The following is a 15537-nucleotide window of genomic DNA, read 5'->3' as shown; positions in this document are numbered from 1 at the left end:
GTTTCCTCCTCCAAAAAACCAAATCAGATACGTTCAATCAGACCGAGCGCCGCCTCCGACGGTCTTACCCCAAGTCCCGGTCCCGACGGCAGGTGATATCTGCCTTCGCGGCAATCCATGTCGCCTTCCAGCAGGCGGCGGTTCGGCTCGAAGATCGAGTGCTGGAATTCGTGTCCCTTCAGCATCGGCAATGTCGACGAGGCCTGCAGGCTGGCGGCAAGGAATATGCCGGCGCCGACGGTAGCGTGCGGGATCACGTCAATGCCGTGCTCGGCGGCAAGAGCGCCGATGCGGATGAAATTGGTGATGCCCTTATGGCCCATTTCCGGCTGCACGATCGCGATGCGGCAGCGTTCGATGCGGGCGCGCATATCCCAATGGGTGCGCCATTCCTCACCGACGGCAATCGGCACATCGGTATTTTTCGAAACCTTCTCCAGACCGGCAATGTCCTCCGTCCAGACGGGAGCCTCGGCAAACCACGGGTCGAAGGGCTGCATTTCGGCAATCAGTTCCAGCGCCCGTTCCGGCGTCTGGTTCCAGTGCATGTCGGCGGCGATCTTCGCCTGCGCGCCAAGCACCTGCCGGAGATTGGCAATTTCCGCCGCCGGGCCGTCATCAGCCACCGGCGTTGCGAATTTGAAGGCGTTGAAACCGCGATCCTGCCAGTATTTCGCCAGTTCCCCACGCGCCTTCAGCGTTCGTTCAGGCAGGCCCGAAACATAGGCCGGAAACGTATCTACCCCGCCGCCGAGAAGGTCGCGAACCGATTTGCCGGCTTCCTGCCCGGCGATATCCCAGAGCGCGATATCGAGCGCGGCAAGCGCATCGACGTAAAAGCCGCCGGTATAACCGCGCACCTGCATCATGTCGTAGAGGTCGTCATAAACAGCCGAAGGATCGGACGCATCGCGGCCGATCACGAAACCGGCGAGAAGATCATTGATGAGGGCGGCGACCGCGCCGGGGGCGACGATGCCATAGGTCTCGCCCCAGCCGACGATGCCGGCCCCGGTGGTCATGCGCACCAGCACGCTGCGGTCGAAGGTGGGGTAGACCGTGCGATTGCCCTTGCGCACGATGTAGCCGTTGGGATTGACCACCTCGCCTTCCCTGAGCGCGCCAAGATAGGGCACCTTGCGCGGCTGGGTCAGCGTGAAGACTTCAACGGTTGCGATAGGGCTGTTCATGCGGCCTCCGCGGCAACAAGGCCAAGTTCGACCAGATTGGCGTCGATATCGGCAATGGCGGCCGCATCAAGCTCAGGTGTCGGCGCACGCACGCCGACGCCTTCGATCACGCCGCGACGGGCGAGCACATATTTGGTCAGCCGCATGCGATAGACCGCCTGCAACACCAGAAGCGGCAGGGTGCGGACATAGATCCGGCGAGCCTCTTCCTGCCGCCCGGCAACAAGCGCCCGGTCGATGGCCACATGTTCCTCGGCGATCTCCAGCGCCGGCATGGCCGCCGTCGCACCGCGGGCGTATTCGTCGAGAATGTAACGCGCGCCGCCACCACCGATGACGCCCTTCAGCGTCGAAGGCGCATGGGCGATGATGTGGCTGATGGCCGGGCCGGCGGGAAGCGTCTCTTCCTTGACATAGGTGACCCGCGGCAAGGCGCGCACGATCTCAACAATCGCCTGCGGCGAAAGGTCGGAGCCGCGCGGCGCAGGCGCGTTCTGCAGGATGATTTCAACTTCGGGCAGCGCCTCGACAATCCTGCCGAGGAATTCGATCAGCGCCGGCGCATCCGTGCCGACCGACTTCGGCGGCTGCACCATCAGGTGGCGAATGCCAAGCGCCGATGCCGCCCGCCCATGCTCGACCACGTCACGCCAGTCGGCCGCACTGGCGCCGGCCACGACCGGCACCCGCCCGGCCACCACATCCACGACGATCTTCAGCAGCGTAGCGCGCTCGGCGGCATTCAAAGTCTCCACCTCGCTGGCGAAACCGGGAAACACGACACCATCCACGCCCTTGTCGAGCGCAAAGACCACCAGCCGCTTCATACCCGCTTCGTCAATGCCGCCATCTGCCAGAAACGGCGTGGGCAGAACAGGCAAAATCCCCTTGAGGCCAGCCACCATCTTTCTCCTCCCAATTAAGTATCATATATTGATACCTTGAATTCACTAATTGACACTACATAGACTCGCGCCCTATGACAAGCCCCAAGATGAAATGAACGAGGAGGTTCAAGACATGGCAGCACCGGCGACATCGATCATCGTCGATTGGGGAACGACATCACTGAGGGCAGCGCTCGTTGGTGAAGGCGGCGAAGAACTCGATCATCTTGAAACCGCCGACGGTATTTCGAGCCTTGGCAAGGGTGAGCATGAGGCCGCGCTGATGGCTGCACTCGCACCCTGGTTCTCGCGCTACGGGGCCTTGCCCGTCGCGGCACTGGGCATGATCACCAGCCGCAACGGCTGGGTCGAAGTCGCTTATGTGCCGTGCCCGGCAGGTCCGGCGGAACTTGCCGCCGGCACGGTGCGCAGGTCGCTGCCGAACGGGTCCGATCTTGTCTTCCTGCCGGGTCTCAACGACCCCGCCCGCCAGCCATTTCCGGATGTGATGCGCGGCGAAGAAACCCAGATCGTCGGCCGCGGCCTTGGCGAAGACGCTACCCTCATCATTCCCGGAACCCACAGCAAATGGGCGCGGGTGAAGGCGGGGCGGATCGACGGTTTCCAGACATTCGTGACCGGTGAAATCTTCAACCTGCTCATCAATCATTCCTTCATCGCGCGCGGTTCCACGCAGCCGCCGGTCGATGATCCGGAGGCCTATCGCTGGGGTCTGAAGGAGGCAAAACGATCCGCCGCCATGCTGTCGCTGCTGTTTTCGGCGCGAACCGGCGGGCTTGCCGGCCGGCTTTCGCCGGATCAGCTGCGCTCCTATGTGCGGGGACTGGTCATCGGGCAGGAATTTCGGCAGGCCCGCGATGCCGGATGGTATGCGGAGGGAGACGAGGCAGCTATCGTCGGCAATGACGGGCTGAACGATCTTTATCTGGTTGCCGCAGATGTGTTTGGGCTCAGGACATCGATGGGCGCGGACGACGCCCTGACCAAAGGGGCGCTGGCCGTCCTCAAACAGTCGCTTTCCTGAGCGCCGACGACGGCCGGATGCCGAAACGGCGGCGTCCGGCTTTCAGATTAGCGGTTTTTGAGAACCGACATATACAATTTTCCGGTCAGCATCGGCACCAGCTGCGACGAAGACCTGCTCGCCTGAAACCTTTGAGCTCCAGGCGAGCGTAAAGACGAGCGTCGTCGAGACCCTATCGCGTCGCCTGCGCCGATTGGATCGAATCCGCCAATATGTCCAATCCGAGGTCGATTTCGGCATCCGACACGGTCAGCGCCGGCGCGATACGGAAGACGCCGCCCATGCCGGGCAGTTTGACGATATTCATGCTCATGCCACGCAGCATCGCTTCGTGCATGATGCGCGCACCGAGTTCAAAACCGGGGGCCTTCGTATGCCGGTCGGCAACGACTTCCAGCCCCAGCAGGAGCCCGCGACCGCGCACGTCACCCACACACTCGAACCTCTGCTGTAACGACAAAAGCCCGTCCTTCAGGCGGTTTCCGCGGGCAATCGCCTGTTCCACAAGACCGTCACGCGCAACCACGTCGAGAACCGTCACGCCGACAGCCGCCGGCAAGGGATCGGACACATGTGTCGTATAAAACAGGAAGCCCCTTTCGAAGGCTTTCTGCTCCACCTCGGCGCTTGTCATCACGGCCGCGAGCGGCAGGCCGGCGCCCAGCGTCTTGGAGAGCGTCATGATATCCGGCGTCACGCCATCACGCTGGAAGGCGAACATGTGCCCCGTCCGGCCGACGCCGGTCTGGGCTTCATCGAGGATGAGCAGCATGCCGCGCTCCTCGCATTTCTTCTTCAGGGCGGCGAGATAACCGAGCGGCAGTTCCAGAATGCCGCCGCTCGACAGGATGGGCTCGGCGATGAAAGCAGCGAGATTGCCGGTCGACTGGCGATCGATCAGTTCGAAGGCATCGTCAAGCTCGGCCTGCCAGTCATTCGATCCATCCGGGTTGCGGAAGCGTGGACGATAGGCATTCGGGGCGGGAATGACGAGCGAACCGGCCGTCGCCGGGCCGTAGCCCCTGCGGCCGGCGCTGTAGGTGGCAGACGCCGCAGCGCCGGTCATTCCATGCCAGCTCTGGGCAAAAGCGACGACCTCATGGCCGCCGGTGACGAGCTTTGCCATGCGGATTGCCGCTTCATTGGATTCCGCCCCTGTCGTCAGCAATTGCACGCGGTCGAGACCGGGCGCCAGCGCCGCCAGCCGCGCTGCAAGTTCGACGACCGGGCGCGACAACATGCCGGAGAAGAGATGCGCAACCGAGGCCATCTGCCGGTTGACGGTGGCGACAATATCCGGGTGAGTATGCCCGATCAGGGCGCTCATCTGGCCAGAGGTGAAATCGAGAATGGCGCGGTCATCCGCATCGTAGACGAAACTTCCCGCGGCGCGTTCGACGATGATGTCTTCAAAGGCCGGCCCATAGCGGGTCAGGTGTTTGTTGGCGGCGGCCCAGAAGGCCGGCTCGTCGTTCAACGAAATGGCGTTTTTCGAAATGTTGTCCATGGCGCGTTCCCCAAGAGGTGATCCTGACGAACGGTAACAGGCCCTTGCGCAGGCAGTCCAATTGATAGTATCTGAAGCAGATATCGATAATTTTGATATCGCCATGCTCGACCTTACGCTTCTGAAAAACTTCGTCATCGTCGCCCGCGCCGGCTCCATCAGCGTCGCCGCCATGCAGGTCGGGCGCACGCAATCGGCGCTCAGCACGCAGATGCAGCGACTTGAGGAACAGGTGGGCCACAGCCTGCTGCAGCGAACGGGTTCAGGGGTGCGGGTCACTGCGGCGGGAGAAAAGCTGCTTGCGCATGCCAATGCGCTGCTTGCCCGGCATGATGAAATCCTTGCGGATATGAGCGAGGCGATCCTTCAGGGAACCGTCAGCCTTGGATGCCCGGAGGATTATTCCATCGCCTTCCTGCCGGAATTGCTGCGGGGCTTCTGCGCAACCTACCCGAAAGTCGACCTGCGGATGGTCTGCGCGCCAACCATCGAGCTGCATCCGCTGCTGCGCCGCCGCCAGATCGACATGGCGCTGGTCTCACAGGCCGATCCTGATCATCCCGAGGTTCTGCGCAGGGAGAGTTTCGTCTGGGTGGCGGACAGGCCGGAACCGGATCTTCTGGCCAAGGACGTGCTGCCGCTGGCGCTCTCGGCACCGGCGACGCTGGATCACCGCGCGGCCTGCGATGCCATGGAAAGCGCCAATCGCCGCTACCGGGTTGCCTTTGCCAGCACCAGCCTTGCCGGCCTCATCGCCATCGCCCGCTCCGGCCACGCCATCAGCGTACTGACGAAAACAGCCGTTCCGCCCGACCTTCACATCATCAAAAACGGCCTGCCGCCACTGCCGACGATCGGAATAGCCATCGCATTTTCCGATCCCCAGACATCATCGGCGGCCAAGGCCCTCGGCGATCACATTCGAGCGGTTCTTCCGAGCCTCAGTCTTTAGCGTGATTTCCCCTGGGCCGGAGCGCCAAGGCTGAGAAGATGGTAAAAGACGATGGCGCCGATCGTCGCCGTGCCGATACCATCCAGCGTGAAACCGCCGACATTGAGCTTGAAGTTGCCGGCACCCAGCACCAGCGCGATGCCCACGGTGATGAGATTGCGCGGTTCGGAAAAATCGACCTTGTTCTCGACCCAGATGCGCCCGGCGGTCGCGGCGATCAGGCCGAACACCACGACGGAAAGACCGCCGATGACAGGCCCCGGTATCGTTTGAATGAGCGCACCGAATTTCGGCGAAAAGCCGAGGAGGATGGCGACCAGTGCTGCCACAAGGAACACCAGCGTCGAGAAAATGCGGGTGATTGCCATGACGCCCATATTTTCGGCGTAAGTCGTCATTCCCGTTCCGCCGAAGGCGGCGGAAAAGATGGTGGCGATGCCATCGCCGATGAAGGCGCGGCCCAGATAGGGATCAAGATTGCGGCCGGTCATCGCGCCGATCGCCTTTATATGTCCGAGGTTTTCCGCCACCAGAATGACGACGACCGGCGCAATCAGCGCGATAGCCGGGGCGGAAAATTCCGGCGTTGTGAATGTTGGCAGCCCGAACCAGGAGGCGGCCGCAACGCCGGAAAAATCGACGGGCTTGCCGAGGCCGAAGCTGTTGGCCAGCACCAGATAGGCGATGTAGGCAATGGCGCCGCCGAGGAGAATGGGCAGGCGTCGCGCCATGCCGGGCGCATAGACCGCGATTGCGCCGACGGATGTGACGGTCAAAATCGCAATCCAGCGCGACAGCTGATCGCCATCGGGATTGCCCGGACCGGTGCCGGAAGCGCTGGCAATGGCAATCGGCGCCAGCACCAGACCGATCGCGGCAACGATGGCACCGGTCAGAACCGGCGGCATCAGCCGTTCGATCCAGTTATGGCCGGCAATCATGACGATGACGCCTATCAGGGCATAAAGCACGCCCGCAGCAATGATGCCGCCAAGCGCAAGCGCGATATTCGGGCTTGCCGCACCCGCGGCCGCACCTGTCGCCACCAGCACGGGGCCGATGAAAGCGAAAGACGAACCGAGATAGCTCGGCACGCGGCCACCGACGGCGATAAAGAAGATCAGCGTCGAGATGCCCGAAAACAGGATGGAGACGTTCGGATCGAACCCCATGATCAGCGGCGCAAGCACCGTGGAGCCGAACATGGCGACGACATGCTGCAAACCGAGAACCGCAGTCTGCCCGGCGGGCAACCGCTCATCAGGCATGATGCGCCCTTCGGTTTTCAATCGCCAGCGCGGAAAATAGCCACCTGTATCGCTCATCGTCGTCTGTCCCCCAGAAAGCGGCCAGCGCGATTTGACGAACGTCCCCGTTGCAGATCGCAGCCGCATAAAAAGATTTGTCTTTATGTGATATGCGACCGTCGTCCCGGACCGAATCGGTGGCGGCGCATCCTATCTCCGGTAGCGCGATTGCCGGCTGCTGTCATCGGGCATCAAGGGGTTACCCACCCCTCAGTTCAGCCAAACCGGCGAACGGGTTCGATCTCGCAGACCGATGTCATGACCTTGCCGCGGCCTTCACCCTTGGCGCGATAAAGCGCCTCGTCAGCACAGCGGAAGGCCTCGTCGCAGGACGTTTCCGCCCCGATGACGCTGCTCAATCCGAAGGACGCACCGATGATCATCACGCTGTCATCGACAACATAGGGCTCGGAGAGAAGCAGGCACAGCTGCCGGCAGCGCATTTCGGCTTCGGCAGGGGAAATGGCGGGCATCAACACGGCAAACTCGTCACCGCCCAACCGGAACACCACGTCGCGGTCCTGACAGGCTGCGCGAAGGCGGGCGGCGACCGCCTTGAGCAATGCATCACCGGCGGCGTGTCCGTGGCTGTCATTGATGACCTTGAAACCGTCGAGATCAAGGCAGGCGACAGTCAGGTCTCCCTGCTGGGACAGCCTTGCGAATTCGGAAGAGACAAGCGACCTGTTGGCCAGCCCCGTGAGGAAATCATGCGTCGCGGCATGTCGCATCTGTTTTTCGGCCTCGACAAGCGATTGAACCGCACGGCGGGAAATCCGCACCGCGAAGATGCCGCCGGCTATGAGGACGACAAGAACCGTGACGGCAAGCGGCAGGGATTGGCGAAGCAAATCCCGCGCAGGCGTCAACGGCTGCCAGGACAACGCCTGTGTCTGCCCATTCGGCCCCATGGCGATCTCCACCCTTGCGCGATCCGCCGGAACGCTGCCGGCCGGCCCGACGGAGGCATCGTCCAGAAGGAAGCGGTTTCCAAGAAACTCCTGCAGGCTGCCGGCGATGGGGATTGCGGAAATCAGCACTGGCGCGCGCTCACTGCGGGGCGTCGCTGTCCTGAAATCCGACTGAAAGAGGCTGGCCGTCAGAAGGACGGCGTCATCGCCGATCACCTCGATCTTGCTGAAGGCGATCGGCTGCGGAATGCCCTCCGGCCTTTCGCCGCGTTCCTTTGCACGAACGGCATCCACAAGCGAGCGCGCATCCTGCGCAATCACTGGCGCACCCCGGGCAAAAAACGGGCGTTGCAGCACTTCGTCATCCGTCTTCGAGTAGATCACATCACCGTCGCCGTTGAGAATGCTGACAAAACGGGTGCGTGAGGTGCCGATGAGCGACCGTCCGATATTTCGGTCGGTCCACTCGAGGTCGAACAGATTGTCGATCTTGGCGATGGATTCATCCCAGATCGTCCATGCGGTCAGGGCAAACTCCACATCGGAAATCCATATCGAGATATTGCGCCCGACCAGTGTTTCCTGCCGCTGGCGAAGCTCCGCGTCCAGACGCGCAACACCATAATAGGGAATGGCCGCCAGCCCCGCCAGCAATATGGCAATAAGCACTGCGGCCGGTCCGGCAAGCCTGAGTTGGGTGAAACGCATCGTCATTTATGGTCCGATTATTTGTCGGATGTCATTTTCGACGCGGCACGTTTCATCGCCGTTACCAAAGCGGGAATTTCAGGCAGGTCGGTTAACGCTTGGTTCCTGACGCCAGCGGGCGTTTCGACGAAAGCGCAATCCGCCTTGACGCGGGAGCAATTCAACTCCCGCGCCGGAGTGGCCGGCAGCAGACCGGCCCGCGCGTATTATTGCGCCTTGTCAAGCGCCGCCAAAATCTCATAGGCCAGGGCGACACGGTCCTCATTGGGATAGTTTTTATTGGCCAGAATGACGACGCCGCGTTTCTGCTGCGGTATGAAAGCGACATAGGCGCCAAAACCATTGGTGGAACCCGTTTTGTTGATGAGGACATCCTGACGCGGTTTCATCGGCGGGGTGATTTCGGAAACCGGGACCGTCTTCAAAAGGGTGCCGGAATTCAGATCGACCAGCGTCTTCAGGGCAACCGGATAGGCATACTGCTCCCAGACCATGTCCTGCACCATCGCGCCGACACCGAAATATCCCGTATGGGTGTTGAGGAGCGCCTGCTGCATTTTTCCGTCCAGCGTCTCAAGACCCATATTGGCATTGACGAAACGGATCATGTCGCTTGCCGACGATTTGACGCCGTAAGCCTCCGAGGAGAGAATGGCCGGCGTCACGCGGGCCGGTTCTCCACTGCGCTTATAGCCCTGCGCATAATCCCCCATCTTTGCCTTCGGCACCACGGTAAAGGTGTTCTTCAGCCCCAGTCCGGGCAACAGCGTGCCCTGCATCGCATCATCAAAGCTCTGGCCCATTGCCTTTGCGGTGACATAACCCAGCATCCCAATGCTGGGATTGGCATAGGTGCGGTGGGTCCCGGCCTTGTAGGAGGGCTTCCAGTCCTTGAGATAGGCCAGAAGCTGCTGTTCCGTCTTGACGTTATCTGGTACCTGCAACGGAAAGCCGCCGGCGGTGTGGGTGCCGAGATGCATCAGCGTAACATCGCCGAACGGTCTGCCCTTCATGGACGGAAGATAATCCGCAACCTTGCCGGACAGCGACAGCTGGCCATTCATTTCGGCATAGGTGCTGAGCGACACCGTGAATGTCTTGCTGATCGAGCCGAGCTCGAACAAGGTCTGCGGCGTGACCGGCTGGCCGGTGCTCCTGGACATGACGCCATAGGTGAAGACGTGATTTTCGCCGCCGACACTGATGGCGACAGCCAGACCCGGAATGCCGTTTTTCTCCATGACCGGCTTTATCACGGCATCCGTTATCGCCTTCAACTTCGCCTCATCGGCGGCGGAGGCCTGTGTGAACAGGCCGGCCGAGAGCAGCGCGGCAAAGGCAATATTTCCGTGATTGAGTTTCATCTTTCGCATTCTCCAAAACCTCAGGTAGATGACCGGCGTTTGCACCGTCCCAGCGAAAGAGCTTTAGCCGCCCTACTTTGCACGAACAAACCATGATATCTCGGAAGAGATACAAGAAAATCTAGGCCTCAAATGGTTCGGCAATTCCTTCCCTTAAACGGTCTTCGGGCCTTCGAGGCATCGGCAAGACATCTCAGCTTCACGCGCGCGGCCATCGAACTCTGCGTCACGCAGGCGGCGGTGAGCCAGCAGGTGAAGGTGCTGGAAAAGCGGCTGGGCGTCTCGCTGTTTCAGCGGCTTCCGCGCGGGTTGAAAATCACTGCCGAGGGTGAAGCGCTTCTGCCCACCGTCTCCAGTTCCTTCGATCAGATGGCGACGACGCTCGACAGGATCGAGGCCGGACAGGTGCGTGAATTGCTGTTTCTGGGGGTTGTTGGCACCTTTGCCGTCGGCTGGCTTCTGCCGCGGCTGAAGGACTTTCAAAAGCAGCATCCCTTCATCGATATCAGGGTTTCCACCAACAATAACCGGGTGGACATGGCGGCCGAAGGGCTGGATTTTGCCATCCGCTTCGGTCAGGGTTCATGGCACGGCACCGATGCCTTCCGGCTTTTCGATGCGCCGCTTTCGCCGCTTTGCACGCCCAAACTGGCGGAGACTTTAAAAACACCTGCCCATCTTGTCGAGGCGACGCTTTTGCGCAGCTACCGGTCCGACGAATGGAGCACATGGTTTGCGGCCGCCGGCGTGACGCCCACAGCGCAGGTGAATGCCGGGATCGTTTTCGATACCTCGCTCGGCATGATGGAGGCCGCGCTGCAGGGGCTGGGCGTGGCGCTGGCGCCGCCATCGATGTTTTCGCGGCATCTGGCGTCCGGGGCAATCATCCAGCCCTTCCCCGTCACCATATCGCTTGGAAGCTACTGGCTGACGCGGCTGCAATCAAAACCGCAGACATCCGCCATGCAGGCCTTCTCGGACTGGATGTTGACCCATGCGGGGCTTACCTGAGGAGGCTTACAGCAGCGCCAGCAGAACACCGCCGGCAGCGCAGATCACCACCACGACCCATGGCGGGGTCTTCCACACCGTCAACAGGATGAAACCCGCAAGGGCCAGCGTGAAATCCTTCGGGGTGAAGATGGCGCTGGTCCACACCGGATCATAAAGTGCAGCACCAAGAATGCCGACGACGGCGGCATTTGCACCACGCATGGCCGCCTGCGCCAGAAGATGCCGGCGAAACCCTTCCCAGAAGGGCAGTGCGCCAATGAGAAGCAACATGCCCGGCAGGAAGATCGCGACAAGGGCGATGGCTGCACCGAAAACGCCGTTTGGCTGCGGCCCAACCACCGCGCCGAGATAGGCGGCAAAGGTGAAAAGCGGGCCGGGAACGGCCTGTGTCGCTCCATATCCGGCGATAAATGCATCCTCCGTCACCCAGCCGGTGGCGACGACTTCGGACTGCAGCAGCGGCAGGACCACATGCCCGCCGCCGAAGACCAGCGCGCCGGCGCGATAAAACGCATCGAACAACGAGAGACCCTGCGATCCCGCCACCGCCGCAAGCAGCGGCAACAGGCCGAGGAGCAGGATGAAGGCAGCGAGCGCGATATATCCGACGCTTTTCGGCACCCGGAACTGAAGATGGGCAGCTTCCCGCACCGCACCGTTGCGACAGAAAGCAAGCCCGGCAATGGCACCCACGGCAAGCGCCAGGATTTGTCCGAAGGCTCCAGCCAGAAAAACCACACAGACGATGCCGGCGAGCGCGATGCTGGCCCGCTGCCGATCCGGCGCAAGGCTTTTTGCCATGCCCCAGACCGCCTGCGCCACCACGGCGACGGCGACGATCTTGAGGCCATGCAGCAGGCCGGTGCCCACCGGCCCCTCGATCGAAGCGGCGATGGTGGCGAACAGCAAAAGCAGGATGGCGGATGGCAGGGTAAAAGCCGTCCATGCCGCCATAGCGCCGAGCGGCCCGGCCCTCAAAAGCCCGAGCGCGAAACCCACCTGGCTGGAGGCCGGGCCGGGAAGAAACTGACAAAGCGCCACGAGATCGGCATAACCGGCCTCGTCGATCCATTTGCGCCGGACGACCAGCTCATCGCGAAAATAACCGAGATGGGCGATGGGACCGCCGAAAGAAGTGACACCGAGTTTCAGGAAAGCGGCAAAAACTTCACCGGGCGTGCCGTGCCTATGGCTGCGCACTTCGGTCTCCATGATTCGCGTTGACGATTTCACCAAAGAACTCCCTGCGTGCAACGGCTATTCGTCAACACATATCAGCCTAAAAACGGTTTCGGTATCAGATACCATTATGACAGGCATATGAAGGGGCTGGCCGCAACGACACCGGAAAGTTACGATAACTTTCCGGTGTCGTTTGGCGACTATCCGGCGAAGGGCCTATCGCCCGGTCGGCAAGAGGTCGGCGAAGTGCGAAATCCAGCCATTTTCATCGGTGCCGCCGGAAAAACCCGTTGCCTCCCAGATGATGTGATGCCTGTTGCTGCCGTTGTGGATAGTCACTGCGGCGGCGATGGGGGTCGGGGATCGCCACGAAAAATTGCGGTTCGCCCCGGGTTCGAGATGGCTGAGGGATTCGAGCTGGACATCATCGAGGAAAAGCACCGTGCTCATCTGGGTCTCATAAAGGTTTTCCCATCGCGCCTGCGCCAGCGCATTTGCTGCCGCAACGAGAAGATTGCTCTCGCCGACAGGATCAGCCAGGGCCGCAAGACGCCATGCGGCAAAGATATTGGCGATATCCCCCGTGCTAAGCCCGAGGCTTGATAGGAACTCGATGGTCTGGTCATTGCCGAAAGCATTATAACCCGCTTTACCGAAGGGCCGGATATGCTTGACCACGAAATTGCTGAGAATTGGCATGTGTGTCTCCTTTTTTGGACATGAGCCACCTGTCCCGGACGTTGACGTGCAGGATCGCATGGTGGAATTTTTGGTTGCTTCGGTGCCGACCGGCAATCGAAGGGAGTGTGGTTGGCGGCCTAGCCGAAGGTGATGGCGACGCGGGCCGGCATTCCCAGGAACTCCTGCAGGCCGATGCGTGTTCTGGTGCCACCCCGCCCGGCCGGCCATGGATCGAGGATATGAAGTTCGAGATCCTTGCCATCCACGGTGTAGCCGTAGACGAGGTAATAATGGTACTCCGTGCCGATCACGAAGACGCGGTTGTTGTCGATCTCGTGTCTGACGATATCGGTGGTCAGACCATTGACGAAGTGGCCGTTGGTCGTTGTGTGATCGAAGGCATTCCACTGGCTGGAAACCAGCTTGACGATATTGCTGTTCGGATTTGCCCCGCCCAGTTCAAGGATGCCAGCGGATTGATCCAGAACCTGCGCCAGCTCCCAGCGTTCCTGAACCTGCGGGTCGACGGTCGCGAGCGCTGCGGTATTGCGTCTCGCAATGTCGTATTGCGTGGCCGCAGGAAGCCCACGATAGGCCCGCACCATCTGCTCGACGGCGGCAAAGCACCAGGCGGGGGTGCCCTGAGGGACCAAAACGGGAGGGTTGTTGACTGTCGGCACGGTCTTCTCCTTCTTGAAAATGACGCAGCACAGGTTGCGCTTCGATGGCGTCCGGATGCCCGTCGTTGATTTTGCGTTGGTGAATGGTGAGATTTCGTTCCTAGCCGTCCTGCCGGCATATTCGCCGGCAGGACATTGCCCATGATCCATGCCAAGGGGACGATTCCGGCTGAGACCATGGATACGCTTCCTGCCGGGCCGGGACAGGAATGGCAGTCTCTGGCGCATCAGGCGCTTTTGTTCAGATCCGCACGATAGGCCTGCAACGATGCGATCTTTGCATCTGCTGCGGCTTCGCGTTCGGCGACGATCTCGGTGAGTTTCACCGAGGCCTCGGCCATATAGTTCGTCAGTTCGATGCCCGAGAGATATTTGCCTTGCAGCTTGTTCAGCTTCGACCAGCCATCCGCAAAACTGCGGCTGAACCTGTCGCAGACAATCACAACCGCATGCCATTGACCGGTTTGCCTGACGAAAAACTCATCGACGGAGCGGACGAGCTGCGCGAAGCGGTTCTTTCGAATGACTTCCAGTTCGGCAACGCTTTCGATGCCGCTGATCTGGTGCTGGGCGTCATCGGCGATGGCCTGCATGAAGTCGGCGAAGGTCTTGAAGAAAAATGCAACCTCCTCGATGATCTCCTTCATGCGCTTCAGGGCCGAGAGACTGACATTCAGCGACTGGACCGCAAGCTGGATTTTGTCGTCTTCGGTCTGCTTGCCTTTGAGCAGGGCGTTGATTTTCACCAGTTCGGCGGATTGGGTGCGGCGTTCCTTTTCATAGGCTTCCGCCTTGTCGATCATTTGCATCTGGATTTCGCGCAGGCTCGCCGCCTGTTGCTGTTGCTCGTCGGAAAGCTTGCCCAGCCCCTTGTCCAGGGCATCGAGCGAAGCCTGCAGGCTGGAAACGATGGTTTCCTGCTTTGCAACCTTTTCCTCCTGCGTCTTGAGTTCGTCAGACCGCGCCTTCAGACGTTTTTCGAGTTCAGCAAGTTCGACCGCCTTGCTCGATTTCGGATCGGCGCCTGTAGCCTCATCCGCCAGCTTCGACTTCGATTCCTCCAGCGATTTGATATCGCCCTTCAAGGCATCGCGCTTTTCCTGGCTTTTGCGGAGCTCGGCTTTCTGTTCGGAAAGCTCACTCTGCTTGGCGGCTGCATCGCTCTTGCCGCCGCCTGTCGCCGGGTTGCGCGAGCCTCCGCCCTGCCCCTGCCCATCGGCATCCTGACCACCCTTGGGTTGCCCCGAAAGCGCGCCGCCGACCGAAGACGCCAGCATCGAGGCAGGACCACCAGCCACCATGGCGATGGCGGGAATGGCGCTTGAGATCATCTGCGCGCCAACACGAACGATCGACATGACAAATGCGCGTTGCTCTGCCGTATTGGCGCGCTTCTCGTATTCACTCGCTTTTTTCTCGAATTCGGCGACCTGCACCCTCAGGTCGTTGACGAGCGATTCAAGCTGTTCGCGTCGCGCGCCCGCTTCGGTGATTTCCCGTTCAATCGCGGCCTTGTCGACAAGCCGTTTGCTCAAAACGGTTTCGCTCTTGTCCGTTGTCTGCACCGTGTCCTTGATGATGACATCATAGGTGGACGCGATAACCAGAAGCTCGTTGCGAACACTCAGCGCCCTGTCGCGGACGTTTTTGGCGAGTTTAATCAGATCATTGGAGACAAATGCCTTGATCTCGGCCTGATCGTTTCCCTCCCGGACGTCGAGCCAGTCCGGGAACAGATCGGCGATCGCCTTGCCGATCCTGCCGGCCTCATCCATCGCGTTTCGCATGGTGAGTTCGCTTTTCTGCTGCGCCGTTATCAGCTTGTTCATGATCGCGCTGATGCGCACGCGAACGTCGCCTTCCTCCTGCGGGGTGGTGTTGTAGGCGATGTAGAGCAGATCGATCGCGTTGTCGGTATCGCGCTTGGCCCGCTCGACATCGTAAGTTCCCTGGATCTTGTCGACATAGGACCGGACGAGCGCCGTATCTGACTTGGGAAGATTAAACTTCGGCTGCGAAAGGATCGTATCGACACTGGCGTCGATCTCGCTTTTGATTTTGGCTTCCCGGCTTTCAAAGGTCACGACATTATTCATTTTCATGCTCCTG

The 15537-nt window shown here is 60.8% G+C and carries 13 protein-coding genes; 3 read left to right on the top strand and 10 right to left on the bottom strand.

Annotation, left to right across the window (positions count from 1 at the left end; genetic code table 11):
- Positions 1–23 precede the first annotated feature (23 nt).
- Together JZX89_RS23505 and JZX89_RS23500 are read right to left on the bottom strand one after the other, a co-directional pair.
- Positions 24–1190 (bottom strand): mandelate racemase/muconate lactonizing enzyme family protein, encoded by a 1167-nt coding sequence (locus JZX89_RS23505; RefSeq protein WP_207135485.1) that lies wholly within the window; start codon positions 1188–1190, stop codon positions 24–26.
- On the bottom strand, positions 1187–2095 hold the full coding sequence (locus JZX89_RS23500; protein WP_207135484.1) for a dihydrodipicolinate synthase family protein: 909 nt from the start codon (positions 2093–2095) through the stop codon (positions 1187–1189). Before JZX89_RS23500 ends, JZX89_RS23505 begins: the two co-directional genes overlap by 4 nt.
- A 115-nt stretch (positions 2096–2210) precedes the next feature.
- Here JZX89_RS23500 and JZX89_RS23495 point away from each other — a divergent pair, with 115 nt between their 5' ends.
- Positions 2211–3122 carry a 2-dehydro-3-deoxygalactonokinase gene (locus tag JZX89_RS23495; protein ID WP_207135483.1) on the top strand — a complete coding sequence of 304 codons (912 nt, stop codon included), beginning with the start codon at positions 2211–2213 and terminating at the stop codon, positions 3120–3122.
- A 172-nt stretch (positions 3123–3294) separates the two neighbouring features.
- Here the strand turns inward: JZX89_RS23495 and JZX89_RS23490 are convergent, their stop codons facing one another.
- Positions 3295–4629, bottom strand: coding sequence for an aspartate aminotransferase family protein (locus JZX89_RS23490; RefSeq protein ID WP_207135482.1), 1335 nt, complete (start codon positions 4627–4629; stop codon positions 3295–3297).
- 103 nt (positions 4630–4732) lie between these two features.
- Here JZX89_RS23490 and JZX89_RS23485 point away from each other — a divergent pair, with 103 nt between their 5' ends.
- Positions 4733–5581, top strand: coding sequence for a LysR family transcriptional regulator (locus JZX89_RS23485; RefSeq protein WP_174375005.1), 849 nt, complete (start codon positions 4733–4735; stop codon positions 5579–5581).
- Here the strand turns inward: JZX89_RS23485 and JZX89_RS23480 are convergent.
- The 3 genes from JZX89_RS23480 to ampC form a co-directional block, all read right to left on the bottom strand.
- Positions 5578–6906, bottom strand: coding sequence for a solute carrier family 23 protein (locus tag JZX89_RS23480; RefSeq protein ID WP_207135481.1), 1329 nt, complete (start codon positions 6904–6906; stop codon positions 5578–5580). The two genes, JZX89_RS23485 and JZX89_RS23480, sit on opposite strands and share 4 nt — an antisense overlap.
- 197 nt (positions 6907–7103) lie before the next feature.
- The gene (locus JZX89_RS23475; protein WP_207135480.1) at positions 7104–8513 is read right to left on the bottom strand and encodes a sensor domain-containing diguanylate cyclase; all 1410 of its coding nucleotides are present in this window, start codon (positions 8511–8513) and stop codon (positions 7104–7106) included.
- Between the two features lie 200 nt (positions 8514–8713).
- Positions 8714–9871: a class C beta-lactamase gene (ampC, locus tag JZX89_RS23470; RefSeq protein WP_207135479.1), complete on the bottom strand. Its 1158-nt coding sequence runs from the start codon at positions 9869–9871 to the stop codon at positions 8714–8716.
- 132 nt (positions 9872–10003) lie between these two features.
- Here ampC and JZX89_RS23465 point away from each other — a divergent pair, with 132 nt between their 5' ends.
- Positions 10004–10882 (top strand): LysR family transcriptional regulator, encoded by an 879-nt coding sequence (locus JZX89_RS23465; RefSeq protein ID WP_207135478.1) that lies wholly within the window; start codon positions 10004–10006, stop codon positions 10880–10882.
- Positions 10883–10888: 6 nt separating this feature from the next.
- Here JZX89_RS23465 and chrA read toward each other — a convergent pair whose 3' ends face one another.
- The 4 genes from chrA to JZX89_RS23445 form a co-directional block, all read right to left on the bottom strand.
- Positions 10889–12097 carry a chromate efflux transporter gene (gene chrA, locus JZX89_RS23460; RefSeq protein ID WP_207135523.1) on the bottom strand — a complete coding sequence of 403 codons (1209 nt, stop codon included), beginning with the start codon at positions 12095–12097 and terminating at the stop codon, positions 10889–10891.
- A gap of 186 nt (positions 12098–12283) precedes the next feature.
- Complete coding sequence (locus tag JZX89_RS23455; RefSeq protein WP_207135477.1) at positions 12284–12766, bottom strand: hypothetical protein; 483 nt, start codon at positions 12764–12766, stop codon at positions 12284–12286.
- Positions 12767–12885: 119 nt separating this feature from the next.
- The gene (locus JZX89_RS23450) at positions 12886–13428 is read right to left on the bottom strand and encodes a hypothetical protein (RefSeq protein WP_149901415.1); all 543 of its coding nucleotides are present in this window, start codon (positions 13426–13428) and stop codon (positions 12886–12888) included.
- A gap of 227 nt (positions 13429–13655) precedes the next feature.
- Positions 13656–15524: a coiled-coil domain-containing protein gene (locus JZX89_RS23445; protein ID WP_207135476.1), complete on the bottom strand. Its 1869-nt coding sequence runs from the start codon at positions 15522–15524 to the stop codon at positions 13656–13658.
- Positions 15525–15537 lie beyond the last annotated feature (13 nt).

Source organism: Agrobacterium burrii (assembly GCF_017313405.1).
In the GTDB taxonomy this organism is placed as follows: domain Bacteria; phylum Pseudomonadota; class Alphaproteobacteria; order Rhizobiales; family Rhizobiaceae; genus Agrobacterium; species Agrobacterium burrii.
Note: the sequence above shows the minus strand (reverse complement) of the source record. Positions and strands in the feature narration are given on the sequence as shown.

Bases quoted from the DNA above. Each gene is read 5' to 3' on its own strand.
- JZX89_RS23480 (WP_207135481.1), bottom strand. From the start codon at position 6,906: ATGAGCGATACAGGTGGCTATTTTCCGCGCTGGCGATTGAAAACCGAA.
- JZX89_RS23495 (WP_207135483.1), top strand. From the start codon at position 2,211: ATGGCAGCACCGGCGACATCGATCATCGTCGATTGGGGAACGACATCA.
- JZX89_RS23465 (WP_207135478.1), top strand. From the start codon at position 10,004: ATGGTTCGGCAATTCCTTCCCTTAAACGGTCTTCGGGCCTTCGAGGCA.
- JZX89_RS23500 (WP_207135484.1), bottom strand. From the start codon at position 2,095: ATGGTGGCTGGCCTCAAGGGGATTTTGCCTGTTCTGCCCACGCCGTTT.
- JZX89_RS23490 (WP_207135482.1), bottom strand. From the start codon at position 4,629: ATGGACAACATTTCGAAAAACGCCATTTCGTTGAACGACGAGCCGGCC.
- ampC (WP_207135479.1), bottom strand. From the start codon at position 9,871: ATGAAACTCAATCACGGAAATATTGCCTTTGCCGCGCTGCTCTCGGCC.
- JZX89_RS23505 (WP_207135485.1), bottom strand. From the start codon at position 1,190: ATGAACAGCCCTATCGCAACCGTTGAAGTCTTCACGCTGACCCAGCCG.
- chrA (WP_207135523.1), bottom strand. From the start codon at position 12,097: ATGGAGACCGAAGTGCGCAGCCATAGGCACGGCACGCCCGGTGAAGTT.
- JZX89_RS23485 (WP_174375005.1), top strand. From the start codon at position 4,733: ATGCTCGACCTTACGCTTCTGAAAAACTTCGTCATCGTCGCCCGCGCC.
- JZX89_RS23445 (WP_207135476.1), bottom strand. From the start codon at position 15,524: ATGAATAATGTCGTGACCTTTGAAAGCCGGGAAGCCAAAATCAAAAGC.
- JZX89_RS23475 (WP_207135480.1), bottom strand. From the start codon at position 8,513: ATGACGATGCGTTTCACCCAACTCAGGCTTGCCGGACCGGCCGCAGTG.
- JZX89_RS23455 (WP_207135477.1), bottom strand. From the start codon at position 12,766: ATGCCAATTCTCAGCAATTTCGTGGTCAAGCATATCCGGCCCTTCGGT.